This window comes from Paracoccus aestuarii, assembly GCF_028553885.1.
Classification (GTDB): Bacteria; Pseudomonadota; Alphaproteobacteria; order Rhodobacterales; family Rhodobacteraceae; genus Paracoccus; species Paracoccus aestuarii.
This window is the reverse complement of record NZ_CP067169.1, coordinates 1816577-1843057: the sequence shown is the minus strand read 5'-3', so window position 1 is coordinate 1843057 and position 26481 is coordinate 1816577. Positions and strand designations below refer to the sequence as shown.

Sequence of the window (26481 nt, the reverse complement as noted above, 5' to 3'; positions counted from 1 at the left end):
TCAGGCGTAATGCTTGGCCAGCCAGCGTTCCAGCCAGTGGATCGAGTAGTTCCCCGACTGGATGTCCGGCTCGGCCAGAAGGTCGCGGAACAAGGGCACGGTCGTGTCCACCCCGTCCACGATCAGCTCGCCCAGGGCGCGCGACAGGCGCGACAGCGCCTCGTCGCGGTCGCGGCCATGCACGATCAGCTTGCCGATCAGGCTGTCGTAATAGGGCGGGATCGAATAGCCCTGATAAAGCGCCGAATCCATACGCACCCCCAGCCCGCCCGGGGCGTGATACTGGGTCACCTTGCCCGGGCAGGGCGAGAAGCTGGGCACCTTTTCGGCGTTGATCCGCACCTCGATGGAATGGCCGTTGATGACCAGATCCTCCTGGTGGAACTCCATCGGCAGGCCGGCGGCGACGCGGATCTGCTGGCGGACCAGATCGACGCCGAAGATCGCCTCGGTCACCGGATGTTCGACCTGCAGGCGGGTGTTCATCTCGATGAAGTAGAACTCGCCATCCTCGAACAGGAATTCGATCGTGCCGGCGCCGGCATAGCCGATCTTGGCCACCGCATCGGCGCAGACCTTGCCGATGCGGGCGCGCTGTTCGGCGGTGATGGCGGGGCCGGGGGCCTCCTCAAGCACCTTCTGGTGGCGGCGCTGCAGCGAACAGTCGCGTTCGCCCAGATGCACGGCGCGGCCCTTGCCGTCGCCAAAGACCTGGATCTCGATATGGCGGGGCTTCTGCAGGTATTTCTCGATATAGACGTCCGGATTTCCGAAGGCGGCCTTGGCCTCGGACCGGGCGGTGCGGAAGGCGACCTCCAGGCCCGCCTCGTTTTCCGCGACCTTCATGCCGCGGCCGCCGCCGCCTGCGGTCGCCTTGATGATGACCGGATAGCCGATTTCCGCGGCGACGCGCTTGGCCTCGTCCACATCGTTCACGCCGCCGTCGCTGCCGGGCACGCAAGGGACGCCCAGGGCCTTCATCGTGTCCTTGGCGGTGATCTTGTCGCCCATGATGCGGATATGTTCCGCGCGCGGGCCGATGAATGTGATGTCGTGATCTTCCAGCATCTGCACGAAGCCGGCATTCTCCGACAGAAAGCCATAGCCCGGATGGATCGCCTGCGCGCCCGTAATCTCGCAGGCCGAGATCAGCGCGGGCATCGACAGATAGCTTTGCGCCGAGGAAGGCGGCCCGATGCACACCGATTCGTCGGCCATGCGGACATGCATCGCATCGGCATCGGCGGTGGAATGGACCGCGACCGAGGCGATGCCCATCTCGCGGCAGGCGCGGATCACGCGCAGCGCGATCTCGCCCCGGTTGGCGATGAGGATCTTGTCGAACATCGGCGTCACTCGACGATCATCAGGGGCGTGCCGAATTCGACCGGGCTGCCGTCATCGACCAGGATGCGGCGCACCGTGCCCGCACGGGGGGCGGGGATGTGGTTCATGGTCTTCATCGCCTCAACGATCATCAGCGTGTCGCCCTCGGCCACGGCCTGGCCGACGCTGACGAAGGGGGCGGCGCCCGGTTCGGCCGACAGATAGGCGGTGCCGACCATGGGCGATGCGACCGCGCCGGGCAGCGATGCGGGATCGGCGCCGGGGGCTGCGGCCGCGGGGGTTGCGGCTGCCTGGGGCGCTGCGGGAGAGGCGGCGGGGGCGGGGGCGGGGGCGGCCTGCTGGGCGCTTGGGCATAGACGACCTGCTTGCCCTGCTTGGTCAGGCTGACGGTCAGGCGGTCATGTTCGCCATATTCGCGCTTGACCTGGATCTCGTTCAGCTCGCTGGCGTTCAGCAGTTCGGCAAGCGACCGGATGAAGGCCACGTCGCCGTCGTGATGCTTGTCGGGGTTGGAATCGTTGCTCATGCCGTCCTCTGCGATCTTTCGTCATGCCGCATCCACCGGCGGCGATTGCGGGGCTTATAGCCCCTGTGCCTGCCCGAGGGGAAGGGTCGGGTTTCCGCAAGGGAAAATTTGCGCTCAGCGCGCCGCCTTTTCGTCCAGGCCCGACCGGCCCTCGCGGCGTTCCAGTTCGGCCTCGACATCGGCCAGGGTCAGATCGCGGGCGGCCAGCATCACAAGCAGGTGAAAGACCACATCCGCCGCCTCGGCGGTCAGGCGGTCGCGGTCGCCGCGGACGGCCTCGATGATCGCCTCGACGGATTCCTCGCCGAATTTCTCGGCGCATTTCTCGGGGCCCTTGGACAGCAGGCGCGCGGTCCAGCTGCTGTCGGGATCGGCGCCGCGGCGGGACTGGATCGTGGCGGCCAGGCGCTGGATCGGGGTCATGTCAGCCTCATGGGGATGCCGGCGGCGGCCATATGGGCCTTGGCCTCGGCGATGGTATGGGTGCCGAAATGGAAGATGCTGGCGGCCAGGACCGCGCTGGCATGGCCTTGGGTCACGCCTTCGACCAGGTGATCCAGCGTGCCGACGCCGCCCGATGCAATGACCGGCACGCTGACCGCATCGGCGATGGCGCGGGTCAGGGGCAGGTTGAAGCCCGCCCGCGTGCCGTCCCGGTCCATCGAGGTCAACAGGATCTCGCCCGCGCCCTTGGCCTCCACGGTGCGGGCAAATTCGACGGCGTCGATGCCGGTGGGCTTTCTGCCGCCATGGGTGAAGATCTCCCACCGGCCATCCGCGACGGTCTTGGCGTCGATGGCCACGACGATGCACTGGCTGCCGAAGCGGTCGGCGGCCGCGGCGACCACGTCCGGGTCGGCCACGGCGGCGGAATTGAAGCTGACCTTGTCGGCCCCCGCCAGCAGCAGCGCGCGCACGTCCAGATGGCTGCGCACGCCGCCCCCCACTGTCAGCGGCACGAAGCACTGTTCGGCCGTGCGCGTCACCAGATCGAACATCGTGCCGCGGTTTTCATGCGTGGCATGGATATCTAGAAAGCAGATCTCGTCCGCGCCGGCGGCGTCATAGGCGCGGGCGGCCTCGACCGGATCGCCCGCATCGCGCAGATCGACGAAGTTCACGCCCTTGACGACCCGGCCATCGGCCACGTCCAGGCAGGGGATGATGCGGGTCTTCAGCATGGCCGGGCCCCCTTGCGCGATGCCACGGTCACGCCAGCGCCTTCAGCGCTTGGCCCAGATCCAGCGCCCCGTCGTAAAGCGCCCGCCCCGAGATCGCCCCCGCGATCACCCGCGTCTCGGCCAGCGCGCGCAGATCGTCCAGCGACGACACCCCGCCCGAGGCGATGACCGGGATGGTGACCGCGCGGGCCAGGGCCTCGGTGGCGGTGATGTTGGGGCCGCCCATCGCGCCGTCGCGGTCGATGTCGGTATAGATGATCGCGGCCACGCCCGCGTCCTGGAACTGGCGCGCCAGGTCGGTGGCGTTCACGTCGGTCTCGGTCGCCCAACCGCGGGTGGCCACGCGGCCCGCGCGGGCGTCGATGCCCACCGCGATGCGGCCCGGAAAGGCGTCGGCGGCCTCGCGCACCAAGGCGGGGTTCTCGACCGCGACGGTGCCCAGGATCACCCGGGTCAGGCCGCGATCCAGCCAGGATTCGATCGTCGCCATGTCGCGGATGCCGCCGCCCAGCTGGGTGGGGATGGTGACGGCGGCCAGGATCGCCTCGACGGCGGCGGCGTTGACGGGCTTGCCCTCGAAGGCGCCGTTCAGGTCGACCAGGTGCAGCCATTCGGCGCCCGCATCCTGAAAGGCGCGGGCCTGGGCTGCGGGATCGCTGCCGAAGACGGTCGCGGCCTCCATGTCGCCGCGCAGCAGGCGCACGCAGTTGCCGTCCTTGAGGTCGATGGCGGGATAGAGGATCATGGCGCGGCTCCGCTGGAAGGATCGGTTGGCGCCCCTTTGCCATGGGCAGGGCGGGGGCGGCAAGGGGCGGACCTCACGTCATGCTTGCCCGATGCCGCGCGGCGCAGCAATCTGGACGCATCCTTGAGGGAGGAGTTCTCATGCGTACCATCATTCTGGCCGGTGCCTTCGCGCTGGCGGCGGGGGCGGCCATGGCCGACCCGATCGAGGGGGTCTGGCAGACCCAGCCCGATGACGGGGCATTCGCCCATGTCACGGTCGCGCCCTGCGGGGGTGCCTATTGCGGGACGATCACCCGCACCTTCCGCGGCAATGCCGAATACGCATCGCCGAACCTGGGCCGCCAGATCGTCATCGACATGGCGCCACAGGGCAATGGCGAGTATTCGGGCCGCGTCTGGCGCCCGTCCAACGACAAGGTCTATCGCGGCAAGGCCAGCGTGTCGGGCAACCGGATGAGCCTGTCGGGATGCATCGCGGGCGGCCTGCTCTGCAGCAGCCAGACCTGGGCCAAGGTCCAGTGAGGGCAGGGGCGGGGCCGGCGGATCAACCGGCCTTGCCCTGACCCATATTCGCCATATGGGCGGCGATGGCCTCGTCGATATCGGGATAGAAGGTCAGCTTGCCCCCCTCCAGCACCGCGCCCGCTTGGCACAGCTGGCGCAGGGTGCCCATCTGGTGGGCCACCACGATCGCGCCCGCCCGCGACATGCGGTCGTGAAAGACCTGGTTCGACTTGGCCTTGAAGGCCGCGTCCCCCACGGCCGAAACCTCGTCCACCAGATAGGTGTCGAAGGGCACCGCCATGGACAGGCCGAAGGCCAGCCGCGACCGCATCCCCGAGGAATAGGTGCGGATCGGCAGGCGGAAATGGTCACCCAGCTCGGCAAAATCCTCGACGAAATGCAACAGCTCGTCGGTGTTCACGCCGTAGAGCCGCGCCACGAAGCGACAGTTCTGCTCGCCCGTCAGCTCGCTGTTGAAGGACCCCGCGAAACCCACCGGCCAGCTGATCGTGCCCGTGGACAGGATCCGGCCTGATGTCGGCAGCATCGCCCCCGAAATCATCCGCAGCAGCGACGATTTCCCCGCCCCGTTGCGCCCCAGCAGCGCCACGGACATGCCGGTGGGGAAGGTGGCCGTGATGTCGTCGGCCACCACCTTCTTCTTGCCGTTCAGCCGATAGACCTTGGTCAGGTTCTGCAGATGGATCATCGCCGGTCGCGCAGGCTGTAGAAGATCAGGCTGCCGATAACCCACAGGATCAGCAGGAAACCCGCGATCATCGCCAGCAGCATGGCGCGCTGCGGGAATTCGGCCTCCTGCGCCAGGGTCGGGCGGATATAGGGCGCCAGGTAGCGCGACTGGCGCACCGCCTCGGCCCGGGCGGTCTCGTAGCTGGCCAGCGCGGCGGTATAGCTGGTTTCCGCGAATTGGCGGTCGACGGCCAGGATCTCGTATTGGCCCACCACGTCCGACAGGGCCACGCCCTCGCTTTCGGATCCGAACTTCTGGCGCTCGGCCTCGATCTGTTCGCGGATGACCTCGATGCGCAGCTCGGTCTGGCTGATGCGCGGATCCGAGGGCTGGGCATTGGCGCGCAGCAGCCCGAGCGAAACCAGCTGGTCGGCCAGCTGCTGCTGCAGGCTGCTGACCACGCCCAGCTGGCCCTGCACATCGGCCTGCGGATCGACCAGCTGATAGCGGTTGCGGAACTCGGTCACCTCCTGGCGGGCGACGCGCAGGCGTTCCTGGGCGCGCTCCAGCTCGTCGCGGGCATAGCGCAGCGTGTCCTCGCGGGCGATGTCGTTCAGCTCGTTGATCAGGATGCCGCCCTCGTCCAGGATGGCGCGGGCGATGTCCTGGGCGTCCTGGGGGTCGAAGGCCAGGATGCGCAGGTCGATCATGCCGGTGTCGTAATGAATGCGGACCTTGCGGTCCCATTCCTTGACCAGATCCTCCAGCGCGGTGGTGCCGCGAAAGGCGAAGACCGGGTCATTGGGCGCCTTGGACCAGACCTCGCGCAGGTCGATGCGGGCATTCACCCGCTCGACCAGGTCGCGGCTCTGGATGAACTTGTAGAGGATGTCGGTGTCCGTGGTCGAGCTGGAGGTCACCCCCACCAGCGAGCCCAGCCCCCCCAGCACGTCGCCCGGGCTGGCCGCGGATTCGCTGCGCACCGAAAAGCCGACATATGAGGCGTATTGATCCGCCGCCCGGGCATAGATGTACCATGCGCTGACGATGACCGGGATGACCACCGCGATCAGAAAGCTGATCGCCATGCCGTAATGGCGCCGTTCCAGCTTGGCCTCGGCCGCGGGGGGCAGGACAGGTTTCTGAAGCGCCGCGTCGATTTTGGCCTGCATCTGGGGGCCAGGCTTTCCGGGACCCGCGCCGGGCGCTTTCGGGCCGGGTTTGGCTGCTGGCTTGGCTGCGGCCTTTTCAGCCGGCGTATCGGCCGGTTTCGCCGCAGGTTTGTCGCCCGCGGGTTTTGACGTCGGTTTCGGTGCCGGCTGCGTTGCCGGTTTAGGGGCGGGCTGAGCGGCGGGCTTGTCGGCGTCCGGGCGGTCCGCGTTGGGCTTGGGGTCGGGTCTGGACGCGTCTTCGGTCATGGGGAGGGTCTGATCCTGGGCGGACGGACGGTCCGGGCCGCCTGTCATGTTGATCTTGCTGCGCGTCTCATACATAAGCGCGGGCAACAGTTCCAGCGCGTTCCCTTGCCAGGATCGTGATCAGCCCATGGGCGGCCGCCCGGTTTCCAGGCCCCAGATGACCCAGACCCCCGCATCCCACGCCCCCCTGCCGCAGCGGCGCGGCCCCGCCCGCCCGCCCGTCCTGCAGGAGATCCGCAAGCATCGCCGCTTTGCCAGCCTGCGCGCCATCGGCGCCCTGGTCCTGCGCGAGATGCAGACCAGCCACGGGCGCAGCGCCGGCGGCTACTTCTGGGCCATCGCCGAACCGGTGGGCGGTATCGTGCTGCTGACGCTGATCTTTTCGGTGGGCTTCCGCAGCCCGCCCATCGGCACGAATTTCGCGATCTTTTATGCGACGGGGGTGGTGCCGTTCATGGCCTATCTGGACATGTCGAACAAGGTGTCGAACTCGATCCGCTATTCCAAGGCGCTGCTGTCCTATCCGGCGGTGACCTTCATGGATGCGCTGCTGGCGCGGGTGGCCTTCAACACCGTGACCCAGATCGCTGTGGCGACGCTGATCTTCTCCGGCATCACCCTGACGATGGAGACGCGGACCGACGCCCAGCTGGACCAGATCGTGATCGCCATGGCCATGATCGTGCTGATCGCATCGGCGGTGGGGGCAATGAACTGCTTTCTGTTCGAGGCCTTCAGCTGGTGGCAGCCGCTCTGGGGGATCTTCATGCGGCCGCTGTTTCTGCTGTCCTGCATCTTCTTCGTTTATGACGACATCCCCCAGCCCTACAGCGACTGGCTGTGGTGGAACCCGCTGGTCCATATCGTGGGGCAGATGCGGCGGGCCTTCTATCCCAGCTATGCGGGGGCCTATGTCAGCCATCTCTATGTCTTCGGGCTTGGGCTGGTGCTGCTGGCGATCGGGCTGGCGCTGCTGGTGCGCTATCACCGCGACCTGCAGAACAGCTAGGCGCGCGGGTCGATCAGCCTCGCCAGCAGCGTCTCGCGCGTGATGCGGCCGCCGCCCTGGACGCCCACCGCCTCGCGATCGGCCAGCAGCGCCATGACCTGGCGCACCGGCATGTCGGGGGCCACGGCCTCGCCGAAGGCCCGGCCCGGCCCGGCCACGTCCTGCGCCGTCAGCACCCCGAGCGGGTTCATATGCGCCACGAAATCCGCGACATAGTCGTTGACTGGATCGGCGATGATCTGGCGCGCGGTGCCGATCTGGACGATGCGCCCCCCCTCCATCAGGGCGATGCGGTTGCCCAGCTTGAAGGCCTCGTCCAGGTCGTGGCTGACGAAGATGATCGTGCGCTTGGTGCGGGCCTGCAGGTCCAGCAGCTCGTCCTGCAGGCGGGCGCGGATCAGCGGGTCCAGCGCGCTGAAGGGCTCGTCCATCAGAAGGATCGGCGCCTCGGTCGCGAAGGCGCGGGCCAGGCCCACGCGCTGCTGCATGCCGCCCGACAGATCGCCGACCTTGCGGTCGGCCCAGTCCGACAGGCCCACCACCGCCAGATGGCGGTCGATGCGGCTGCGCCGCTCGCGCGCGCCGATGCCCGCCAGCTCCAGCCCCAGGCCCACATTCTCGCGCACGCTGCGCCACGGCAGCAGGCCGAACTGCTGAAACACCATCGCCACGTCGCGCAGGCGGATGTCGCGCAGATCGCGGGGACCTGCGCCGGTCACGCTGACCATGCGGTCGCCGCGGCGGATGCGGACCTCGCCCCGGCAGACGGGGTTCAGCGCGTTCACCGCCCGCAACAGGGTGGACTTGCCCGATCCCGACAGGCCCATCAGGACCAGGATCTCGCCCTCGGCCACCGACAGGGAACAGTCATGCACGCCCAGGACCTGGCCGGTCTCGTCCTTGATGGGGCCGCGGTCCAGGCCTTCGTCCATCAGGGGCAGGGCGCGTTCGGGGCGGTCGCCGAAGACGATGCTGACCCGGTCGAATTCGACGGCGTTCATTTGCGCCCCTCCATCCGCAGCATGCGGTCCAGCAGGATCGCCACGACCACGATCACCATGCCCGATTCGAAGCCCAGGGCCGTGTTGACGCTGTTCAGCGCCCGCACCACCGGCACGCCCAGGCCCGATGCGCCGACCAGGGCCGCGATCACCACCATCGACAGCGACAGCATGATCGTCTGGTTCAGCCCGGCCATGATCTGGGGCAGGGCCGAGGGCAGCTCGACCTTCCACAGCAGCTGGCGGGGGGTGGCGCCGAAGGCGCGGGCGGCCTCGACCAGCGCGGGCGGGGTGGATGCGATGCCCAGCTGGGTCAGGCGGATCGGCGCGGGCAGCACGAAGATCACGGTGGCCAGCAGCCCCGGCACCATGCCGATCCCGAAGAAGACGATCGCCGGGATCAGATAGACGAAGGTGGGCAGGGTCTGCATCAGGTCCAGCACCGGCCGCATCCAGGCATAGAGCCGCGGGCGATGCGCCGCCGCGATCCCGATGGGCACGCCCAGGCCCATGCACAGGATGCAGGCCGACAGGACCAGGGTCAGCGATTGCAGCATCTCGGTCCAGTAGCCTTGGTTCAGCACGAAGAGCAGTCCCGCCATGACCAGAAGGCAGGTCCCGATCCGCCGCTGCAGCAGGAAGGTCAGCGCCATGGCCAGCCCGATGAAGACCAGCGGATGCGGGGCCTGCAGTCCCGACAGCACCGCCCGGATCAAACTCTCCATCACCGATGCCACGGCATCGAACACCCCCGCGAAATTGGCGTTCATCCAGTCGAAGACCGTCCGCGCGGTGCGGCCCACGGGGATCTTGGTCTCGGTGATCCAGGCGGTCAGCTGGTCCATGCGGCCTCATTCGGGTCAGAGGTGGTGCCGGGTGCGGGCTCAGTCCAGCGCGGCTTGCAGCGCCGAGACGGGGTCATTGCCGTCCACCGTCGTGACGTCCGTCAGCCAGCCGGTCGCCGCATCGGGATTGGCCGCCAGCCAGGCCCGCGCCGCGGCCATCGGGTCCTGGCCGTCGTTCAGGATCGCGCCCATCACCTCGTTCTCCATCGACAGGGTGAATTCCAGGTTCTGCAGGAAGCGGCCCAGGTTCGGGCATTCCTCGACCAGGCCCGCGCGGGTGTTGGTGCGCACCTCGGCCCCGCCCAGGTCGGGACCGAAGATGTCGTCCCCGCCGGTCAGATAGGTCAGGTCGAACTGGCTGTTCATGGGATGCGGCTCCCACCCCAGAAAGACCACGGGCCGGCCCGCATTCGTCGCGCGCGAGACCTGGGCCAGCATGCCCTGTTCGCTGGATTCCACGATCTCGAAGGTGCCCAGGTCGAACTGGTCCATGGCCACCATCTCCAGCAGCAGGCGGTTGCCGTCATTGCCCGGTTCGATCCCGTAGATGCGGCCGTCCAGCGCGTCCTTGTTGGCGGCGATGTCGGCGAAATCGGCGATGCCCAGATCGGCCCCGGCCTGGTTGGTGGCCAGCGTGTATTTCGCGCCGGTCAGGTTGGTGCGCACCGTGTCGACCGTGCCCGAATCGCGATAGGGGGCGATGTCGGCCTCCATGGTCGGCATCCAGTTGCCCAGGAAGACATCCACGTCATCCGTGGACATGGCCGTATAGGTGACCGGCACCGACAGGACCCGCGTCTCGGTCTGATAGCCCAGGGCCTGCAGAACGGTCGTGGCCAGCGCGGTGGTGGCGGTGATGTCGGACCAGCCCACATCCGAAAAGACGACGCTGCGGCACTGGTCGGGTTCGGCAGCGCGGGCGGGCAAAGCCAGCGTGGTGCCGATCAGCAGGCCTGCGGCCAGACGGGAAAGGGTCATTTCAGGCTCCCTGTTCTTGATTGGTTAGTCAATTAACGCTACAGTGGTTCGACAAAGCAACAGAAATCATCCGCCGCAGGGGAAAAGATCATGCCGAAACTCGGGGCCGAGCCTATCCGAAAAGCCGCGCTGATCAACGCCGCGATCTTCGAGGTCGGGCGCGCGGGGTCGCTGGACGTGACGGTGGCCCAGATCGCCCGCCGGGCGGGGATGTCGCCCGCGCTGGCGCATCACTATTTCGGGTCCAAGGACCAGATGTTCCTGGCGGCAATGCGTTACATTCTGCGGACTTACGGGCAATCGGTGCGCGACCGTCTGCCCGGCCGCGGGGCCCGCGGGCGGCTGGACGCGATCGTCCAGGCCAGCTTCGCCCCCCAGAATTTCCAGCGCGAGACGGTCAGTGCCTGGCTCAACTTTTACGCACTTGCCCTGACCTCGGAGGAGGCCGCGCGCCTGCTGCGCGTCTATCACATGCGGCTGCGGTCGAACCTGATCGTGGCGCTGCGGGGGCTGACGGATCATCCCGACCGCATCGCCGACACGGTCGGCGCGCTGATAGACGGCGTCTATCTGCGCGAGGTGCTGAAGCCCGGCCCCACCGATGCCGATGCCGCGCAATCCACCATCATGACCTATCTGAAGGAGGCCCTTGCATGAGCCTTTCCGCACAGCCCGCAGCCAGCCTCTTCATCGCCGGCCGGCCGGTCGAGGGGCAGGGCGACGATCTGCCCGTCCGCTATGCCTTTGACGGCAGCGTGATCGCCACGCTGCGCGAGGCCACGACCGACCAGGTGGCCGAGGCCTGCACCGCCGCCCGCGCGGCCCAGCCCGCTTGGGCCGCCATGGCCCCGGTCGAACGCGGCCGCATCCTGTCGCGCGCCGCCGCCATCATCCTGGAGCGCAACTACGAACTAGCCCGGCTGGAGACGCTGGACACCGGCAAGCCCATCCAGGAGACGCTGGTCGCCGACTGGCCGTCCGGGGCTGCGGCGCTGGAATATTACGGCGGGCTGGCCGCGACGCTGACCGGGCAGATGATCCCGCTCGGCGCCGATTGGGCCTATACCCGGCGCGAGCCCCTGGGCGTCTGCGCGGGGATCGGGGCCTGGAACTATCCCAGCCAGATCGCCTGCTGGAAGGCCGCGCCCGCGCTGGTCATGGGGAATACCATGGTCTTCAAACCGTCCGAGGAAACGCCGCTCGGTGCGCTGAAGCTGGCCGAGATCCTCATCGAGGCCGGGATGCCGCCGGGCGTCTTCAACGTGGTGCAGGGCCGTGGCGCGGTGGGGGCGGCGCTGGTCACCGACCCGAACGTGGCCAAGGTCTCGCTGACCGGATCGGTGCCCACGGGCCGCAAGGTCTATGCCGCCGCTGCTGAAGGCATGCGCCATGTCACGATGGAACTGGGCGGCAAATCGCCCCTGATCGTCTTTGACGACGCGAATCTGGAGGATGCGGTCAGTGCCGCGATCCTGGCGAATTTCTACAGCTCGGGCCAGATCTGTTCGAACGGCACGCGGGTCTTCCTGCAGGCGGGCATCCGCGATGCCTTCCTGGACCGGCTGGCCGAACGCGTGAAGGCCGTCCGCATGGGCGATCCGCTGGATCCGGACACGAATCACGGCCCGATCATCAATCAGGCCCAGGCCGACAAGATCCGCGCCGCGATCCGCGCGGGCGTGGATGCGGGCGCGCGGCTGGTCTGCGGCGGCGAGGGGGAGGGGGCCTTCATCCCGCCCACCGTCTTTGCCGACGCGCGTGACGACATGGCCATCGCCACGGACGAGATCTTCGGCCCCGTCATGACCGCCCTGACCTTCACCGACGAGGACGAGGCCATCGCCCGCGCCAACGGCACCGGCTTTGGCCTGGCCGCGGGCGTCTTCACCCAGGACCTGTCTCGCGCGCATCGCGTCATCGGGCGGCTTGAGGCCGGGACCTGCTGGATCAACACCTACAACCTGACGCCTGTGGAAATGCCCTTCGGCGGCGTCAAGATGTCGGGCCTGGGGCGCGAGAATTCCGCCGCCGCGATCGAGCATTACAGCCAATTGAAATCCGTCTATGTGGGCATGGGAGGCGTCGATGCACCCTACTGATCTGCCGAAGGCCGCGCAGGACGCGGATTACGTCATCATCGGCGCGGGCAGCGCGGGCTGCGCGCTGGCCTACAGGTTGACCGAGGCCGGGCGGACCGTCACCCTGATTGAATACGGCGGCAGCGATATCGGCCCCTTCATCCAGATGCCGGGCGCGCTGTCCTATCCGATGAACATGAGCCGCTATGACTGGGGCTTTGCCAGCCAGCCGGAACCGCATCTGGGCGGGCGGACCTTGGCCACGCCGCGCGGCAAGGTGATCGGCGGGTCGTCCTCGATCAACGGGATGGTCTTCGTGCGCGGCAACCCGCAGGATTTCCAGCACTGGGCCGATAGCGGCGCCGCGGGCTGGGACTATGCGGGCGTCCTGCCCTATTTCAAGCGGATGGAGACCTGGCATGGCGGCCAGTCCCCGCTGCGCGGCACGGACGGTCCGCTGCACATCACCCGCGGTAAGCGCAAGAACCCGCTGTTCAACACCTTCATCGAGGCCGGGCAGCAATCGGGCTGGCCCCGCACCGACGATTACAACGGCGCCCAGCAGGAGGGCTTCGGCCCGATGGAGGCGACCATCTGGAAGGGCCGCCGCTGGTCCGCCGCCAATGCGTATCTGCGGCCTGCGAAAAAGACCGGGCTGCTGACGGTGGTGCGCGGGCTTGCGAACCGCATCCTGTTTCAGGGAAAGCGGGCTTACGGCGTTGAAATCGAACGGGGCGGCAGGACCGAGGCCGTGCATGCCACGCGCGAGGTCATCGTCTCGGCCAGCTCGATCAACACGCCCAAGATCCTGATGATGTCGGGCATCGGGCCCGCGGATCACCTGCGCCAGCATGGCATCACGCCTTTGGCCGACCGGCCCGGGGTAGGCTGCAACCTGCAGGATCATCTTGAAATATACATGCAGTACAAGTCGCTGAAGCCGGTGACGCTCTATACCTATTACAACCTGCTGGGAAAGGGCCGGGTGGGGGTCGAATGGCTGCTGCAGAAGACGGGCCTCGGCGCGTCGAACCAGTTCGAAAGCTGCGGCTTCATCCGGTCCAGCGACGCCAAGGACTATCCCGACATCCAGTATCACTTCCTGCCGCTGGCGGTGCGCTATGACGGGAAATCGGCCGCCAAGGGGCACGGGTTCCAGGCCCATGTCGGTCCGATGCGGTCGAAATCGCGCGGCGCGATCCGGCTGGCCTCGGGCGATCCCAAGGCCGCGCCCGAGATCCGCTTCAACTACATGTCCCAGCCCGAGGATTGGGTGGAGTTCCGCGCCTGCGTGCGCCATACCCGCCGCATCTTCGACCAGCCCGCCTTCGCCGAATATCGGGGCGACGAGATCCAGCCGGGAGACGCGGTGCAGACGGACGACCAGATCGACGCCTTCATCTGCGAGCATGCGGAATCGGCCTATCACCCCTGCGGGTCGGCCATGATGGGGGCTGTGGACGATCCGATGGCGGTCGTGGACCCGGAGCTGCGGGTGATCGGGGTCGAGGGGCTGCGGGTCGCGGACAGCTCGATCTTTCCGCGCATCACCAACGGCAACCTGAACGGCCCGTCGATCATGACCGGCGAAAAGGCCGCCGATCACATCCTGGGCCGCCCGATGCTGCGCGAGGCGATCTGACGCTCAGCGGCCCATCCGGGCCATGATGCTGGCGGCGATGGCGCCCGAAATATTGTGCCAGACGCTGAACAGCGCCGCCGGCACCGCCGCCAAGGGCGAGAAATGGGTCGTCGCCAAGGCGGCGGCCAGCCCGGAATTCTGCATCCCCGTCTCGATCGCGATGGCCTTGCGGGCGGCCAGGGGCAGCCCCGCCGCCCGCGCCGCCAAGAACCCGATCAGGAACCCCAGCAGGTTGTGCAGCACGACCACGCCGAAAATCATCAGCCCCGATTGCAGGATCGCGCCCTTCGACGCGCCCACCACCGCCGCCACGATCAGCACGATCCCGGTGACGCTGACCAAGGGCAGCACGGGGATCGCCCGCGCCACCACGCCCGGCACCAGCCGCTGCGCCAGCAGCCCGAGCGCCAGCGGCAGCAGCACGACCTTGACGATGGACTGGAACATCGCCCAGGCATCGACCGGCAGGTATTCCCGCGCCAACATCAGGACCAGAAAGGGCGTCACCACCGGCGCCAGCAGCGTCGTCACGCTGGTGCAGGCCACCGACAGCGCCGTGTCGCCCCGCGCCAGATAGGTCATCACGTTCGACGATGTCCCGCCCGGGCAGCATCCGACCAGGATCACCCCCGCCGCGACCTCGGGCGGCATCGGGATGATGCGCGTCAGCCCGAAGGCCAGCAGCGGCATGATCAGGAATTGCGAGCCCACGCCGATGCCCACCTGGCCCGGCCTGCGGAACACCTCGGCGAAATCGCGCCCCGAGATGGTCAGCCCCATCCCGAACATGATGATCCCCAGCAGCGTCACGATCCATGGCGTCAGCTGACGAAACACATCGGGCAGCAGAAAGCCCAGAGCCGCAAAGCCCAGCACCCAGAACGCAAAACTCTTGCCGACAAAGCGCGACAATCCTGCCAAAACCATCATCCGCGGCCCCTTTCGCGACAGATCAGGACCGCGGCTTTAGGCGCGCGGGCCGGGGGATGCAAGCCGCGCACCGCTTTGCGGTTGCATCCGCGCGCGAAACTTTCCAACCATCGCCCCGACACCGGAAAACCCTGCGGACGCCCTGATGGAAGCCCTGATCGACCGATACCTGGACAACCCGCTGATCCTGACGGCGCTGCTGTTCGTGGCGACCTTCGTGCTGGAGGAGGCGGCGATCCTGCTGGCGGCGGGGCTGGCGGCGGGCGACGCGCTGCGCCCGCCCGTGGCGCTGGCGGCGGTCTGGCTGGGCGTGGTGGTCAGCGACTGGTCGCTCTATGCCTTGGGGGCGCTGGCGGGGCGCAGCCGGCGCATCCGCGCAAGGGTTCCGCAGGCCCAGCTGGACCGGGGCCGCGGCCTGCTGGCGCGCAGCACCCTGCTGGCGGGGCTGCTGGCGCGGCTGATCCCGTGGCTGCTGTTTCCGGTCTTCGTGGCCAGCGGCTTTCTGCGCACCGGGTTCCGCCGCTTCGCGCTGGTGAACCTGGCCATCGCCACGGTCTATGTCGGCGCGCTGTTCTTCGGCGCGGTCGAGCTCTACGAGGCGCTGACCGCGCGCATGGGCCATTGGGCCTGGGCGGTGGGCGCGGGGCTGCTGCTGGTGATTTTGTGGGGCGGGCGGCGGATCGCGGCGCGCTATTTCCCCGCCGACAGGTCGCGCGGCGCCTGATCGGGCAGGGACGCCACCAGGCAGTCCAGGCTGCGCGTCAGCAAGGGCGCATGGGTCCAAGGCAAAAAATGGTCGGCCCCCTCGATCAGGATCACGGTCGGGGGTTCGGGCAGCATCGCGCGCAGGTAATCGACATTCGCCGCCGGAACCAGCGTGTCGCCGAGGCCCTGCAGGATGGTCACCGGCTGGCGCAACCCGGCCAGGTCGGGGGCCAGATCCTCCAACCCCGGGCGCAGCGACATCAGCTCGGCATTCGAGCTGGCCAGCTCCGAGGGCAGCAGCTGGGCAAAGAAATCCAGGGCCGCGACCTCCTGCAGGGGGTGGATCTCCTCCAGCCCGGGATCGGCGGCGGCGCCCACCAGCAGGACGCCCGCGACCCGGTCGGGCCTGTCGGCGGCGATCCGCAGCGCGACCGGCCCGCCATAGGAATAGCCGACCAGCACCACGCCGGGCTGGGTCGCGGGACCCAAGAGCGGATGCAGCGCATCGGCATGGGCCTGCAGATCGGTCACCGGATCGGCGCCGCTGTCGCCATAGCCCGGACGGTCGGGTGCCAGATGCAGTCGCCCCGGCGGCACATCGGCCAGAAACGGGCGCCATTCCTCGGCCAGGCCCGGGCTGCCATGAATGAAGATCACCCGCTGCGCCCCCGCCTGGCCCGCCGCCATGACCGCGACCTGGGCGCCGTCCGGCCCCGCGGTCAGGCGCAGGCTGCGCAGGCCCGCATCGGTGCCGGTGCCGTCATCCTCCAGCCCGATGCCGGTGATGGCGATGAACTGTTCGCGCAGCGGCTGGAACGGTTCCAGCACGAAGCCCAAGGCGCCGGCGGCCGGGCCGGGATCCTCGGCGGGGATGGTGATGACCTGGCCGGGGCGGGGGCAGTCGGGCAAATCGGCGATCATGACGGGGTCCGGGTGGGGATGGCTGGCGCGATCATCCCGCCCCGCGCGGCCGCGCGCAAGGGCCTGGTCAAGAACTGGGCGGATAGACGCGGCGCAGGCGTTCCTGCTGGCGCTGCAGGGCCAGCATCCGGCGCAGCCCCAAGGGCCGGTGCCCCGCCCGGCGCATCGCCGCCCCGATGCGGAACAGCGCCCGATACTGCCGCCACAACGTCCGCCAGGCGCCGGTCAGCGTGCCGGTCCCGGCCCAGATATGCAGCATCTCGGCCCCCGCGCCGTTCAGCTCGACGATCTGCATGGTCTGGCCGCGGGCCAGCTCCTCGCGGCTGCGGAAGCGGATGTCGAAGCGGCCGAAATGGAAATCGGGCATCTCGCGCGAGATGCGGTCGATGACCGCCTCCAGCTCCGGCGTCACCTCGGCGGTGGCGTCGTGATAGACCGCCCCGAGCCGCGCGCTGCGGGCATTGGTCAGGCATATGAATTCGTCCGGTGCGGGGATGCGGTTCCAGTCGGCCGGGTTGCGGTCGCGATAGATCGCGGCATTGGCCTGCAGGATCGGATCGGCGGCGACCAGTTCCTCGACGCGCCTGCGCCCGTCGCCGATGACATGGGGCGGGTGGACATGGGCCATGGACAGGATGCGGCCCCGGTCCTGCCCGACCTCGCGGATATAGAAGATCCCGACCTCGCCCGGCAGGTCGATCAGCCCCTGCAGCAGCACGCGCGCCCCCGGCGGCTGGACCGAGAGGTAATCGGCCAGATCCGCCTCGACGCGCAGCAGCCGCACGCCCCATCCCTGATAGCCGCGATCGGGCTTGGCCACGACCGGATAGGACAGGCCAGCCCGCGCCATCGCCCCCCGGGCCAGCGCCAGGCGGTCGGCATCGGGCGCGCAGTCCACCGTCGCGAAGGGCGGCAGAAAGGCCTGCCCCTCGGGACCGAAGAGGTCCAGCCCCTGCGACTTGCTTTCCCCCCACAGCCCGCCCGCATCCATCGACGGATTGGCCGCGGTGGGCAGGGTGATGCTGCCATGCCGGATCGACAGGGCCAGCCACATCAGCGCGGGCAGCACATAGAACAGCCGTTCCGGCACGCGGCGCTTGAAGCGGGGATAGGTCGGGCCGGGGGCGGACGCAGGTCGACGGGGGCGGGTTCGGGACGGGGTGGGTGACAGGTCAAATGAACGGAAATCCGGGTCTGCGGGGTCATCCTTTGGGCCGAACAGTCGATCTGCACGCCGGCGAGCACCCATCATGCGCCATCCGGCCCCGAAAGGCCAGCACCGGGCACAGCCGCGCCGGGATCAGCGGAACAGCAGGACCGAGCGCCGCGCCTCGCGCAGCATCTGGGTGGTGACCGATCCGATGATCAGCCGCCGGATGCGGCTGTGGCCATAGGCGCCCATCACCAGCAGGTCATGGCCCGCGGATTCCAGACGCTCGGGCAGGGCGGTCTCGGGGCTGCCGGTCAGGGTCACGGCCTGGGCGTCCAGGCCCGCGGCGCGCAGGCGCAGGATCGCCTCGTCCATCTGGCCTTGGGCGTTGCGGGGCAGGGGGTCGGCCATCGCGACCTCGATCCGCATGCCGGTGAAGGCGGGGCTGGTGCAGATGTGGTCGACCGCCTTCATGGCCGATCCGCCGCCGTCAAAGGCCACCAGCGCGCTGGTCATGGGCCGGAAGGCGCGGGCCGCGACCAGGACCGGCACCCGGGCCGAGCGGACCACCCGTTCGAGGTTCGAGCCCAGATGCGCCTTTGCGAAATCGGCCGCCAGGCCACGCTTGCCGATGACGATGACCGACCCGTCGGTCGTGCGGTCGGTGGCGTGGTCGATCAGGTCGCCCTGTTCCAGCCGCGTGTCCACCTGGGCGGCGCCGGCGGCCTCGGTCAGGCCGCGCGCATCCTCCAGCAGGGCGCGGCCTTGGGCATTGGCCAGCCGGGCGCGCTGTTCGTCCAGCGATGCCAGCTCCTGCAGCAGCTCGCTGCGGGCGCCGAGGCGGATGGTCCCCGACAGGTCCTGCGGCCGCGCCCCCTCGCGCCGGCCCAGCACATGCAGCAGCGTGACGGGCGCATTGAGCCGCCCCGCCAGCCATCCCGCATGGTCGCAGACCGAGGGCGCATAGAGGGAATCGTCCACCAGCGCGATGATCTTGTCCGTCGTCATGTCCCGTCCCCCCGTCAATGCGCGGCCATCCTGTCGATGGCATCCGGTTTGTCATGCACCCCGAGGCGGTCCATCATCGCCTCGGACGCCCGGTTCAGGCCCAGGACCTGCACCTGCGCCCCCCTGCGGCGGAATTTCACGATCGCCATGTCCAGGGCCTGTACGGCGCTGATGTCCCAGACATGGGCGCGTCCCACGTCGATGGTGACATGATCCAGCCGTTCGGAAAAGTCGAAGGCCGCCATCAGGTCCTCGACCGAACCGAAGAAGATCTGACCCTCGACCAGATAGGTCCGCGAGAGCCCGTCCGCCGACAGGGTCGATGTCACGCGGAACAGCCGCGCGATCTTGGCGGCGAAGAAGATGCCCGACAGCATCACCCCCACCATCACCCCGATGGCCAGGTTGTGGGTCCAGACGACCGTGCCCACCGTGGCCAGCATCACCACCGACGACGATGCCGGGTTGCGCCCCAGATCGGCGATCGAGGACCAGCTGAAGGTGCCCACCGACACCATGATCATGATTGCCACCAGCGCGGGCATGGGGATGCGGCTGACCAGATCGCCCAGGCCCACGACCAGGATCAGCAGCACCACCCCCGCCGTCAGCGACGACAGCCGCCCGCGGCCGCCGGATTTGACGTTGATCATCGACTGGCCGATCATCGCGCAGCCCGCCATGCCGCCGATGAAGCCGGTGGCGCTGTTGGCCAGGCCCTGGCCGATGCATTCCTGGTTTCGGTCGGTGCGGGTGTCGGTCAGGTCGTCGACCAGGTTCTGGGTCATCAGGCTTTCCAGCAGGCCGACGACCGCGACCGCGACGGAATAGGGCAGGATGATGCGCAGCGTCTCCAGGTTCAGCGGCACGTCGGGCAGCAGAAAGACCGGCAGCGTGTCGGGCAGCGCGCCCATGTCGCCCACCGTCCGCACGTCCCAGCCCAGCATCACCGCCAGCGCCGTCATCACCACGATCGTCACCAAGGGCGAGGGCACCGCCCGCGTGATGCGCGGGAACAGATAGATGATCGCCAGCGATGCCGCGACCAGCGCCCAGGTGAACCAGGTCACGCCCGGCATGCGCAGGTCCAGCTCCGGCAGCTGCGCCAGAAAGATCAGGATCGCCAGCGCGTTCACGAATCCCGTCATCACCGAACGCGAGACATAGCGCATCACGAAGCCCAGCTTCAGGATCCCGCAGCCGATCTGGATCAGCCCCGCCAGCACCGTCGCCGCCAGCAGGTACTCCAGCCCGTGATCGCGCACCAGCGTCACCATCAGCACCGCCGTCGCCGCCGTCGCGGCCGAGATCATCCCCGGCCGCCCCCCGGTGATCGCGGTGATCACCGCGATGGAGAAGCTGGCATAGAGCCCCACCTTGGGGTCCACCCCCGCGATGATCGAAAACGCGATCGCCTCGGGGATCAGGGCCAGCGCCACGACCAGGCCGGACAGCAGGTCCGGCCGGATATTGCCCAGCCATTCATGCCGGTATCTTTGAAGGGGTGTCATCTGTAATCCGTTCCCGACCGGGGCTGCCCCGGCCCTGCATCATCTTGCACAGGTTCGAATTGTCCGGCGGATCGGCGGCCGGAAGAGCCACCCGGAATTTCACCGGGTCCATGCGAATGGCATGCTGATACGCGGCACCGGGGGCGGCCGCAACCCCCGCCCGTCAGCCGCGCGGGCGGCGCAGCAGGCCCATGATGTCCTTGGTGCGGTCCAGGATCGGCGTCGCGATGGCATCGGCGCGATCCGCGCCCCGGGCCAGGATCGCGTCGATCTGGGCCGGATCGGCCAGGTATTCCGTCATCCGCCGGGTGATCGGGGCCATGGCCTCGACCGCGACCTCGGCCAGGGCGGGCTTGAAGGCGCCGAAGCCCTGACCCTCGAACCGCGCCAGCACCGCGTCGGGGGTCTCGTCCGTCAGGGCGGCGAAGATGTTGACCAGGTTGCGGGCCTCGGGGCGGTCCTTCAGGCCGTCCACCTGGCCGGGCAGGGGATCGGCATCGGTCCGCGCCTTGCGGATCTTCTGGGCGATGGTGTCGGCATCGTCGGTCAGGTTGATGCGGCTGGCATCCGAGGGGTCGGATTTCGACATTTTCTTGGAGCCGTCGCGCAGGGACATGACGCGGGTGGCCACGCCCTCGATCAGCGGTTCGGTGATCGGGAAGTGATTGACGCCGTAATCATGGTTGAACTTGGCCGCGATGTCGCGGGTCAGTTCCAGATGCTGCTTCTGATCCTCGCCGACGGGCACCGCGGTCGCCTGATAGGTCAGGATGTCGGCCGCCATCAGCGCCGGATAGGCCAAAAGGCCCAAGCTGACATTTTCGGCGTTCTTGCCGGCCTTGTCCTTGAACTGGGTCATCCGGTACATCCAGCCGACGCGGGCCACCGTGTTGAACAGCCACGCCATTTCCGCATGGGCGCTGACTTGGGACTGGTTGAACAGCACCGATTGCTCCGGGTCCACCCCCGCCGCCATGAAGGCCGCCGCCGCCTCGCGGATGCGCTGGCGCAGGCCCTCGGGGTCCTGCCAGACGGTGATCGCATGCAGGTCGACGATGCAATAGACCGTCTCGGCCTCCCCGCCCTGCAGCGCCGCGAACCGCTTCAGCGCGCCCAGGTAATTGCCGAGCGTCAGCCCGCCCGACGGCTGGATCCCCGAGAAGATGCGCGGGCGGAACGAAGCGGTGATCGGGTCGGACATGGGACGGCCTGCCTTGGAATTTCCTGGCCCGTGGCTTAGCGGTTGCCCATCACCCTTGCAACCCGTGCCGTCGAGGACCCCCATGCGCCCCGGACTGACCCAATCCCCGCTGAACCCGCTACCCCCGGTCCTGTGGCTGCTGGCCCTGCCCATCATCGTCACCGAGGCCGCCTTTGCCTTGGGCCGGGCCGGCCTGATCGGCGGGGCCGAGGGCGTGGGCCTGCGCCTGTCGGCCATCCGGCTGGCGGCCTTTCCGCCCGAACTGGCCCAGAGGGTCTGGACCCTGGGCGCGCTGGACCTGGACCAGGCCTATCGCGCGGTCAGCTTCAGCTTTGTGCATGCCTCGCTGACCCATGCGCTGTTCGTTCTGGTCTTCACCCTGGCCTTGGGCAACATGATCGCCCAAAATTTCCGTCCCTGGGCCGTGGTGGCGCTGTTTCTGGGATCGGCCATCGGCGGGGCGGTCGTCTATGCGGCGGTGCTGGCGGCGGCGGGGATGCGGCCCGCGCTGCTGGTGGGGGGCTATCCGGCGGTCTATGGGCTGGTCGGGGCCTTCACCTTCCTGCTCTGGACACGGCTGGCGGCGCAGAACGCCAACCGCTTCCGGGCCTTCGTGCTGATCGGGGTGCTGCTGTCCTTCCAGCTGATCTTCGGGCTGGCCCATGGCGGGTCCGGCCCCGGCTGGATCGCCGAGATCGCGGGCTTTGCCTGGGGGTTCGGGCTGTCCTTCCTGCTGGTGGACGGGGGGCTGGGCCGCGCCCTGGCCCAGATCCGGCGGCGCTAGCCCCGCCGGATCGCGGCGCGCAGCTCGGACGGGCGATAGCCGCCGATCACGAAGGCCAGCGCAAAGTAAAGCGCCGCCCCCCCGAAGACCAGGATCGCCAGCCCCAGCCCGCGATCCAGGCCCGCGGCGTCCAGCCAGCCGCGCGTGACCCACAGCCCCGCAGCCATCAGCGCCGATGCCGCGACCAGCCGCGGCACCGCCCGGCGCAGCCGCGCATCGGCCCGCGCCGCTTGGCCCATGGCGCGCGTCCCCCACCACAGCTGGGCCACCATGATCCAGGCCGCGATGGTCGTGCCCAAGGCCGCCGCCAGAAAGCCCATGAAAGGCATCAGCCCGAAGGCCGCGACCGCGTTCACCACCATCGCGATCACCGCGAAACGGAAGGGCGTTTTGGTATCCTCGCGCGCGAAATAGAGGGGCTGGAGGATCTTCTGCAGCACGAAGGCCGGCAGGCCCAAGGCATAGACGACCAGCGCCGCCGCCGTCTGCTGCGTGTCGAAGGCGGTGAAGGCGCCGCGTTCGAACAGGGTGCGGACCATGGGTTCGGCGATCACCGCGATGGCGAAGGCCGATGGCAGGGTCAAAAACAGCCCGAATTCGGTGGCCCGCGAAAAGGCCTGCTGGCCGCCTGCGTGATCCTCGGCCCGGATGCGGCGGGCCAGTTCCGGCAGCAGCACCACCGCCACCGCCGCGCCGACCACGCCCAAGGGCAGCTGATACAGACGGTCGGAATAGGACAGCCACGCGATCGCGCCCTCGAACCGCGATCCGACCTGGCGGCCGACCAGCAGGTTGATCTGCACCACGCCGCCCGCGAAGGCCGCAGGCAGGGCCACCGCGATCAGCCGGCGCATGTCCGGCGTCAGCCGGGGGCGGCCCGGCCAGAAGGTGTATCCCGTCCGCCGCGCATCCCACCAGACCAGCGCCAGCTGGGCGATGCCGGTGACCGGCGTGGCCCAGGCCAGGGTCAGGCCCAGATCCCAGCCCTGCCACCGGCCCAGATACATCGCCACGATGAACAGCAGGTTCAGCAGCACCGGTGCTGCCGCCGCCGCCGTGAACCGCCCATTCGCGTTCAGCACCCCGGAGATCATCGAGGCCATCGAGATCAGCAGGATATAGGGAAACGTGATCCGCCCGTATTCCACCGCCAGATCGAAGCGTTCATCCCCCGCAAAGCCCGAGGCCATCAGCCAGACCAGCCCCGGCATGAAGATCATCGCCACCGCCGACAAGGCCAGCACCGTCAGGAACAGCCCCGAGAACGCCTCGCGGGCAAAGCGGCGGGCATCCTCCGGGTCCTGCAGCTTCTTGGAAAACATCGGAATGAAGGCGGTGTTGAATGCGCCTTCCGCAAAGAAGCGGCGGAACATGTTGGGCAGGGACAGCGCGATCAGGAAGGCCTCGGCCACGGCGCCCGTGCCCAGCCATGCGGCCATCAGGATGTCGCGCAGGAATCCCGACACGCGCGAGATCAGCGTCCACAGCCCCACCGACAGGAAGCCGCGCACCAGTCCGGTCTTTTTCATGCCTGTTCAGCCTCGGCCCGTTTGACGCCATCGGCGATGGCCGCGCGCAGTTTCTTTTCCAGCCCGTCGCGCTTGGCATGGCTGTGCAGCTTCAGCCCGAACATGTCCTTGACATAGAAGCTGTCGACCACCTGTGCGCCATAGGTCGCGATGACGGCGCTGACGATCTGGATATGGTTCGATGCCAGCGTCCGCGTCAGGTCATAGAGCAGGCCTGGGCGGTCGCGGGTATCGACTTCGATGATGGTGTAGATATCGCTGCCTTCATTGTCGAAGGTGATATGGGTCGGGAACTTGAATTCCCGGTTGCGCTTTTTGGGCTTGTCGCGGCTGGCGAAGGCCTCGCGGGCGACGATCTCGCCGCCCAGGGTGCGCAGGATGGTCTGGCGCAGCTTGGGCAGGCGGTCCTCGGCGAAGGGGTGGCCCTCGGCGTCCTGGACCCAGAAGACCGCCGTCGCATAGCCGTCGCGGGTGGTGTAGGTCCGCGCATCGACCACATTCGCCCCGGTCAGCGTCAGCGCGCCCGCCAGGCGCGAGAAGATGCCCGGATGGTCCGACAGCACAAAGGCCGCGCGGGTCGCGTCACGGTCGGGATCGGCACGCAGGTCGATGCGGATCTCGTCCGGGCCGATGCCGGACAGCAGCTCGGCGAAGACGGCCTGGGTCGCGGTCTGAAGACCGGGCCAATAGGCGTCGTAATGGCGCCCGATCTCGGCCCGGATCTGGCGGGCCTCCCATCCCTTGGCGATCAGCATGTGGCGCAGGGACCGCTTGGCCTCGGCCTGGCGGCGGTCGCGGTTCAGTTCCTCCAGACCGTTTTCCAAGGCGGCGGCGGTTTCCTGATGCAGCTTGCGCAGCAGCATGGCCTTCCAGTTGTTCCAGGTGCCCGGACCCACGCCGCGGATGTCGCAGACGGTCAGGACCAGCAGCATGTCCAGCCGCTTCCTGGTCTTCACCGCCTTGGCGAAATCGCGCAGGGTGCGGGGATCGGCGATGTCGCGTTTCTGCGCCACGTCCGACATCAGCAGATGGTGGCGCACCAGCCATTCGACCGTGTCCACGTCGTCCTGGCCAAAGCCCATCCGCGTGGCGATGCGCCGGGCGATGCGCGCCCCCAGGATCGAGTGATCCTCGGGGCGGCCCTTGCCGATGTCATGCAGCAGCGTCGCCAGATAGAGGACGCGGCGGTTCACCCCCGCCTCGATGATCTCGGAGGACAAAGGCAGGTCCTCGGGATGTTCGCCGCGCTCGATCTCGGCCAAGGCGGCGACGCATTGGATGGAATGTTCGTCCACCGTGTAGTGGTGATAGAGGTTGAACTGCATCATCGCCACGACCGGCTCGAATTCCGGGATGAAGGCGCCCAGCACCCCAAGTTCGTTCATGCGGCGCAGCGCGCGTTCGGGATTTCCGTGCCGCAGCAGCAGGTCCATGAAGATGCGGATCGCCTCGGGGTCGGCCTGCACCTTCTCGTCGATCAGATGCAGGTTCGCGGCCACGGTCCGCAGCGCCTCGGGGTGGATCAGGATGCCGGTGCGCAGCGCCTCCTCGAACAGGCGCAGGATGTTCAGCGGATCGTCCAGGAACTGCGCCTCGTCGGCATAGGAGAGCCGCCCCTGCTGATCGGCGAAACCGGGGCGCATCTTGCGGCGCCTGCGGAAGATGCGGCCCAGGAAGGGGGCCGCGCGGACATGGCGGGTCTCCAGCTCCGTCAGGAAGACGCGGGTCAGTTCGCCCACGCGGGTGGCGTGGCGGAAATAGTCCTGCATGAAATATTCGACCGCCCGGCGCGCGGCCGTGTCGTGATAGCCCATGCGCCGCGCCACCTCGACCTGCATGTCGAAGGACAGCACGTCCGCCGGCCGCCCCGCGATCAGGTGCAGATGGCTGCGCACCGCCCAGAGGAAATCCTCGGCCTGCCAGAAGGACAGATGCTCGTCGCGGGTGAAGACGCCCAGATCGACCAGTTCGACCGCCCGATCGACCCGGTGGATGTATTTCGCGATCCAGTAGAGGGTCTGGAGGTCGCGCAGGCCCCCCTTGCCCTCCTTGACATTGGGCTCCAGGACATAGCGCTGGCCGCCCTGACGCTGGTGGCGGGCGGTGCGTTCCTCCAGCTTGGCCTCGATGAATTCGGGGACGGTGCCGGCGAAAAGCTCGGTCCAGAGCCGGTCGCCAAGCTCCTGCGCCAAGGGGGCGTGGCCGGTGACAAGACGGTGTTCCACCAGCGATGTGCGGATGGTGATGTCGCCCGCGCCAAGCCGCAGGCAGTCGTCGACGCTGCGGATCGAATGGCCGATCTTCAGCTTCATGTCCCACATCATGTAGAGCATGGATTCGACGACGCTCTCGGCCCATGCGCTGATCTTCCACGGCGTCAGGAACAGCAGGTCCACGTCGGATGCGGGCGCCATCTCGGCCCGGCCATAGCCGCCCACGGCCAGCACCGCCAGGCGTTCGTTGTCGGATCGCGACCGCTGGCGGTGCAGGCGGGTCGTGGCGACGTGATGGACGCCGATCACCAGCAGGTCGGTCAGCGCGGCGATGGCGCGCACCGTCTCGCGCGCGGCGCGGGGATGGGTGGCGAAGGCCGCCTCGATCGCGGCCATGCCCTCGGCCCGGCGCAGCGACAGGACGGCGACGGTGCGGGCGCGGATCTCGCGCGGGTCGGTCAGATCGCCCAGGCCGTGATCCAGCAGGGCGATCAGCTCGGCGGCGTCCGGGTCGGGCGGGGTGCCGACGATGGGGTCGGTCGTCATCGGGGCGGGGTCCGTC

The 26481-nt window shown here is 68.4% G+C and carries 24 protein-coding genes, 1 pseudogene and 1 other annotated feature; of the genes and pseudogenes, 7 read left to right on the top strand and 18 right to left on the bottom strand.

Features of this window, described 5'->3' with window-relative positions; genetic code table 11:
- From accC to hisA, 5 genes and pseudogenes are all read right to left on the bottom strand, one after another.
- Positions 1-1347 (bottom strand): acetyl-CoA carboxylase biotin carboxylase subunit, encoded by a 1347-nt coding sequence (accC, locus tag JHW48_RS09400; protein ID WP_119887783.1) that lies wholly within the window; start codon positions 1345-1347, stop codon positions 1-3.
- Between the two features lie 5 nt (positions 1348-1352).
- Positions 1353-1873 (bottom strand): annotated as a pseudogene (gene accB / locus JHW48_RS09395) (acetyl-CoA carboxylase biotin carboxyl carrier protein).
- 114 nt (positions 1874-1987) lie between these two features.
- The gene (locus JHW48_RS09390) at positions 1988-2296 is read right to left on the bottom strand and encodes a phosphoribosyl-ATP diphosphatase (protein WP_119887832.1); all 309 of its coding nucleotides are present in this window, start codon (positions 2294-2296) and stop codon (positions 1988-1990) included.
- Positions 2293-3054: an imidazole glycerol phosphate synthase subunit HisF gene (hisF, locus tag JHW48_RS09385; protein ID WP_119887833.1), complete on the bottom strand. Its 762-nt coding sequence runs from the start codon at positions 3052-3054 to the stop codon at positions 2293-2295. Before hisF ends, JHW48_RS09390 begins: the two co-directional genes overlap by 4 nt.
- Before the next feature lie 28 nt (positions 3055-3082).
- A complete protein-coding gene (gene hisA, locus JHW48_RS09380) occupies positions 3083-3799 on the bottom strand; it encodes a 1-(5-phosphoribosyl)-5-[(5-phosphoribosylamino)methylideneamino]imidazole-4-carboxamide isomerase (RefSeq protein WP_119887834.1) in 717 nt (238 codons plus the stop codon).
- A 140-nt stretch (positions 3800-3939) separates the two neighbouring features.
- On the opposite strand from hisA, the gene JHW48_RS09375 reads away from it, so the two are divergent.
- On the top strand, positions 3940-4323 hold the full coding sequence (locus tag JHW48_RS09375; protein WP_119887835.1) for a DUF2147 domain-containing protein: 384 nt from the start codon (positions 3940-3942) through the stop codon (positions 4321-4323).
- Positions 4324-4345: 22 nt separating this feature from the next.
- Here JHW48_RS09375 and JHW48_RS09370 read toward each other — a convergent pair whose 3' ends face one another.
- Positions 4346-5014: an ABC transporter ATP-binding protein gene (locus JHW48_RS09370; protein ID WP_119887836.1), complete on the bottom strand. Its 669-nt coding sequence runs from the start codon at positions 5012-5014 to the stop codon at positions 4346-4348.
- Complete coding sequence (locus tag JHW48_RS09365) at positions 5011-6168, bottom strand: KpsE/RkpR family capsule polysaccharide export protein (protein ID WP_119887837.1); 1158 nt, start codon at positions 6166-6168, stop codon at positions 5011-5013. Before JHW48_RS09365 ends, JHW48_RS09370 begins: the two co-directional genes overlap by 4 nt.
- 403 nt (positions 6169-6571) lie before the next feature.
- Here JHW48_RS09365 and JHW48_RS09360 point away from each other — a divergent pair, with 403 nt between their 5' ends.
- Positions 6572-7423 carry an ABC transporter permease gene (locus tag JHW48_RS09360; RefSeq protein ID WP_272835585.1) on the top strand — a complete coding sequence of 284 codons (852 nt, stop codon included), beginning with the start codon at positions 6572-6574 and terminating at the stop codon, positions 7421-7423.
- Here JHW48_RS09360 and choV read toward each other — a convergent pair.
- From choV to choX, 3 genes are read right to left on the bottom strand one after another with little or no spacing between them, the layout of a single operon-like run.
- Positions 7420-8424: a choline ABC transporter ATP-binding protein gene (choV, locus tag JHW48_RS09355; RefSeq protein ID WP_119887409.1), complete on the bottom strand. Its 1005-nt coding sequence runs from the start codon at positions 8422-8424 to the stop codon at positions 7420-7422. The genes JHW48_RS09360 and choV overlap by 4 nt on opposite strands.
- Complete coding sequence (gene choW / locus JHW48_RS09350; RefSeq protein ID WP_119887410.1) at positions 8421-9269, bottom strand: choline ABC transporter permease subunit; 849 nt, start codon at positions 9267-9269, stop codon at positions 8421-8423. The genes choV and choW overlap by 4 nt, the downstream gene beginning before the upstream one ends.
- Positions 9270-9308: 39 nt before the next feature.
- Positions 9309-10247 carry a choline ABC transporter substrate-binding protein gene (choX, locus tag JHW48_RS09345; RefSeq protein ID WP_119887411.1) on the bottom strand — a complete coding sequence of 313 codons (939 nt, stop codon included), beginning with the start codon at positions 10245-10247 and terminating at the stop codon, positions 9309-9311.
- Between the two features lie 90 nt (positions 10248-10337).
- Between choX and betI the strand changes: the two genes are divergently transcribed.
- The 3 genes from betI to betA are packed head-to-tail and all read left to right on the top strand — an operon-like array spanning position 10338 to position 13967.
- Complete coding sequence (gene betI, locus JHW48_RS09340) at positions 10338-10904, top strand: transcriptional regulator BetI (protein ID WP_119887412.1); 567 nt, start codon at positions 10338-10340, stop codon at positions 10902-10904.
- Positions 10901-12346 (top strand): betaine-aldehyde dehydrogenase, encoded by a 1446-nt coding sequence (gene betB, locus JHW48_RS09335; protein WP_119887413.1) that lies wholly within the window; start codon positions 10901-10903, stop codon positions 12344-12346. Before betI ends, betB begins: the two co-directional genes overlap by 4 nt.
- On the top strand, positions 12333-13967 hold the full coding sequence (gene betA / locus JHW48_RS09330) for a choline dehydrogenase (protein WP_119887414.1): 1635 nt from the start codon (positions 12333-12335) through the stop codon (positions 13965-13967). The genes betB and betA overlap by 14 nt, the downstream gene beginning before the upstream one ends.
- 3 nt (positions 13968-13970) lie before the next feature.
- Here the strand turns inward: betA and JHW48_RS09325 are convergent, their stop codons facing one another.
- A complete protein-coding gene (locus JHW48_RS09325) occupies positions 13971-14897 on the bottom strand; it encodes a bile acid:sodium symporter family protein (RefSeq protein WP_119887415.1) in 927 nt (308 codons plus the stop codon).
- 145 nt (positions 14898-15042) lie between these two features.
- On the opposite strand from JHW48_RS09325, the gene JHW48_RS09320 reads away from it, so the two are divergent.
- Positions 15043-15621 carry a DedA family protein gene (locus JHW48_RS09320; protein WP_119887416.1) on the top strand — a complete coding sequence of 193 codons (579 nt, stop codon included), beginning with the start codon at positions 15043-15045 and terminating at the stop codon, positions 15619-15621.
- Here the strand turns inward: JHW48_RS09320 and JHW48_RS09315 are convergent.
- The 5 genes from JHW48_RS09315 to trpS all read right to left on the bottom strand — a co-directional run bounded on the left by JHW48_RS09315 (position 15588) and on the right by trpS (position 21393).
- Complete coding sequence (locus JHW48_RS09315; protein WP_119887417.1) at positions 15588-16523, bottom strand: alpha/beta fold hydrolase; 936 nt, start codon at positions 16521-16523, stop codon at positions 15588-15590. The genes JHW48_RS09320 and JHW48_RS09315 overlap by 34 nt on opposite strands.
- A gap of 67 nt (positions 16524-16590) precedes the next feature.
- Positions 16591-17613: an ATP-grasp domain-containing protein gene (locus JHW48_RS09310; protein ID WP_272835584.1), complete on the bottom strand. Its 1023-nt coding sequence runs from the start codon at positions 17611-17613 to the stop codon at positions 16591-16593.
- A 210-nt stretch (positions 17614-17823) separates the two neighbouring features.
- Positions 17824-18681: a universal stress protein gene (locus JHW48_RS09305; protein WP_119886023.1), complete on the bottom strand. Its 858-nt coding sequence runs from the start codon at positions 18679-18681 to the stop codon at positions 17824-17826.
- 14 nt (positions 18682-18695) lie between these two features.
- Positions 18696-20192: a SulP family inorganic anion transporter gene (locus tag JHW48_RS09300; RefSeq protein ID WP_119886024.1), complete on the bottom strand. Its 1497-nt coding sequence runs from the start codon at positions 20190-20192 to the stop codon at positions 18696-18698.
- A gap of 57 nt (positions 20193-20249) precedes the next feature.
- Positions 20250-20305 (bottom strand) — a sequence feature (sul1 is cis-regulatory element that is thought to sense ions involved in sulfur or methionine metabolism; They are found in Alphaproteobacteria).
- A gap of 50 nt (positions 20306-20355) precedes the next feature.
- A complete protein-coding gene (trpS, locus tag JHW48_RS09295) occupies positions 20356-21393 on the bottom strand; it encodes a tryptophan--tRNA ligase (protein WP_205961897.1) in 1038 nt (345 codons plus the stop codon).
- An 82-nt stretch (positions 21394-21475) separates the two neighbouring features.
- On the opposite strand from trpS, the gene JHW48_RS09290 reads away from it, so the two are divergent.
- A complete protein-coding gene (locus tag JHW48_RS09290; RefSeq protein ID WP_119886025.1) occupies positions 21476-22177 on the top strand; it encodes a rhomboid family intramembrane serine protease in 702 nt (233 codons plus the stop codon).
- Here JHW48_RS09290 and murJ read toward each other — a convergent pair.
- Complete coding sequence (gene murJ / locus JHW48_RS09285) at positions 22174-23706, bottom strand: murein biosynthesis integral membrane protein MurJ (protein WP_119886026.1); 1533 nt, start codon at positions 23704-23706, stop codon at positions 22174-22176. The genes JHW48_RS09290 and murJ overlap by 4 nt on opposite strands.
- Positions 23703-26465, bottom strand: coding sequence for a [protein-PII] uridylyltransferase (locus JHW48_RS09280; RefSeq protein ID WP_119886027.1), 2763 nt, complete (start codon positions 26463-26465; stop codon positions 23703-23705). The genes murJ and JHW48_RS09280 overlap by 4 nt, the downstream gene beginning before the upstream one ends.
- Between the last annotated feature and the right edge of the window lie 16 nt (positions 26466-26481).

Bases quoted from the DNA above. Each gene is read 5' to 3' on its own strand.
- accC (WP_119887783.1), bottom strand. From the start codon at position 1,347: ATGTTCGACAAGATCCTCATCGCCAACCGGGGCGAGATCGCGCTGCGC.
- JHW48_RS09390 (WP_119887832.1), bottom strand. From the start codon at position 2,296: ATGACCCCGATCCAGCGCCTGGCCGCCACGATCCAGTCCCGCCGCGGC.
- hisF (WP_119887833.1), bottom strand. From the start codon at position 3,054: ATGCTGAAGACCCGCATCATCCCCTGCCTGGACGTGGCCGATGGCCGG.
- hisA (WP_119887834.1), bottom strand. From the start codon at position 3,799: ATGATCCTCTATCCCGCCATCGACCTCAAGGACGGCAACTGCGTGCGC.
- JHW48_RS09375 (WP_119887835.1), top strand. From the start codon at position 3,940: ATGCGTACCATCATTCTGGCCGGTGCCTTCGCGCTGGCGGCGGGGGCG.
- JHW48_RS09370 (WP_119887836.1), bottom strand. From the start codon at position 5,014: ATGATCCATCTGCAGAACCTGACCAAGGTCTATCGGCTGAACGGCAAG.
- JHW48_RS09365 (WP_119887837.1), bottom strand. From the start codon at position 6,168: ATGCAGGCCAAAATCGACGCGGCGCTTCAGAAACCTGTCCTGCCCCCC.
- JHW48_RS09360 (WP_272835585.1), top strand. From the start codon at position 6,572: ATGACCCAGACCCCCGCATCCCACGCCCCCCTGCCGCAGCGGCGCGGC.
- choV (WP_119887409.1), bottom strand. From the start codon at position 8,424: ATGAACGCCGTCGAATTCGACCGGGTCAGCATCGTCTTCGGCGACCGC.
- choW (WP_119887410.1), bottom strand. From the start codon at position 9,269: ATGGACCAGCTGACCGCCTGGATCACCGAGACCAAGATCCCCGTGGGC.
- choX (WP_119887411.1), bottom strand. From the start codon at position 10,247: ATGACCCTTTCCCGTCTGGCCGCAGGCCTGCTGATCGGCACCACGCTG.
- betI (WP_119887412.1), top strand. From the start codon at position 10,338: ATGCCGAAACTCGGGGCCGAGCCTATCCGAAAAGCCGCGCTGATCAAC.
- betB (WP_119887413.1), top strand. From the start codon at position 10,901: ATGAGCCTTTCCGCACAGCCCGCAGCCAGCCTCTTCATCGCCGGCCGG.
- betA (WP_119887414.1), top strand. From the start codon at position 12,333: ATGCACCCTACTGATCTGCCGAAGGCCGCGCAGGACGCGGATTACGTC.
- JHW48_RS09325 (WP_119887415.1), bottom strand. From the start codon at position 14,897: ATGATGGTTTTGGCAGGATTGTCGCGCTTTGTCGGCAAGAGTTTTGCG.
- JHW48_RS09320 (WP_119887416.1), top strand. From the start codon at position 15,043: ATGGAAGCCCTGATCGACCGATACCTGGACAACCCGCTGATCCTGACG.
- JHW48_RS09315 (WP_119887417.1), bottom strand. From the start codon at position 16,523: ATGATCGCCGATTTGCCCGACTGCCCCCGCCCCGGCCAGGTCATCACC.
- JHW48_RS09305 (WP_119886023.1), bottom strand. From the start codon at position 18,681: ATGACGACGGACAAGATCATCGCGCTGGTGGACGATTCCCTCTATGCG.
- JHW48_RS09300 (WP_119886024.1), bottom strand. From the start codon at position 20,192: ATGACACCCCTTCAAAGATACCGGCATGAATGGCTGGGCAATATCCGG.
- trpS (WP_205961897.1), bottom strand. From the start codon at position 21,393: ATGTCCGACCCGATCACCGCTTCGTTCCGCCCGCGCATCTTCTCGGGG.
- JHW48_RS09290 (WP_119886025.1), top strand. From the start codon at position 21,476: ATGCGCCCCGGACTGACCCAATCCCCGCTGAACCCGCTACCCCCGGTC.
- murJ (WP_119886026.1), bottom strand. From the start codon at position 23,706: ATGAAAAAGACCGGACTGGTGCGCGGCTTCCTGTCGGTGGGGCTGTGG.
- JHW48_RS09280 (WP_119886027.1), bottom strand. From the start codon at position 26,465: ATGACGACCGACCCCATCGTCGGCACCCCGCCCGACCCGGACGCCGCC.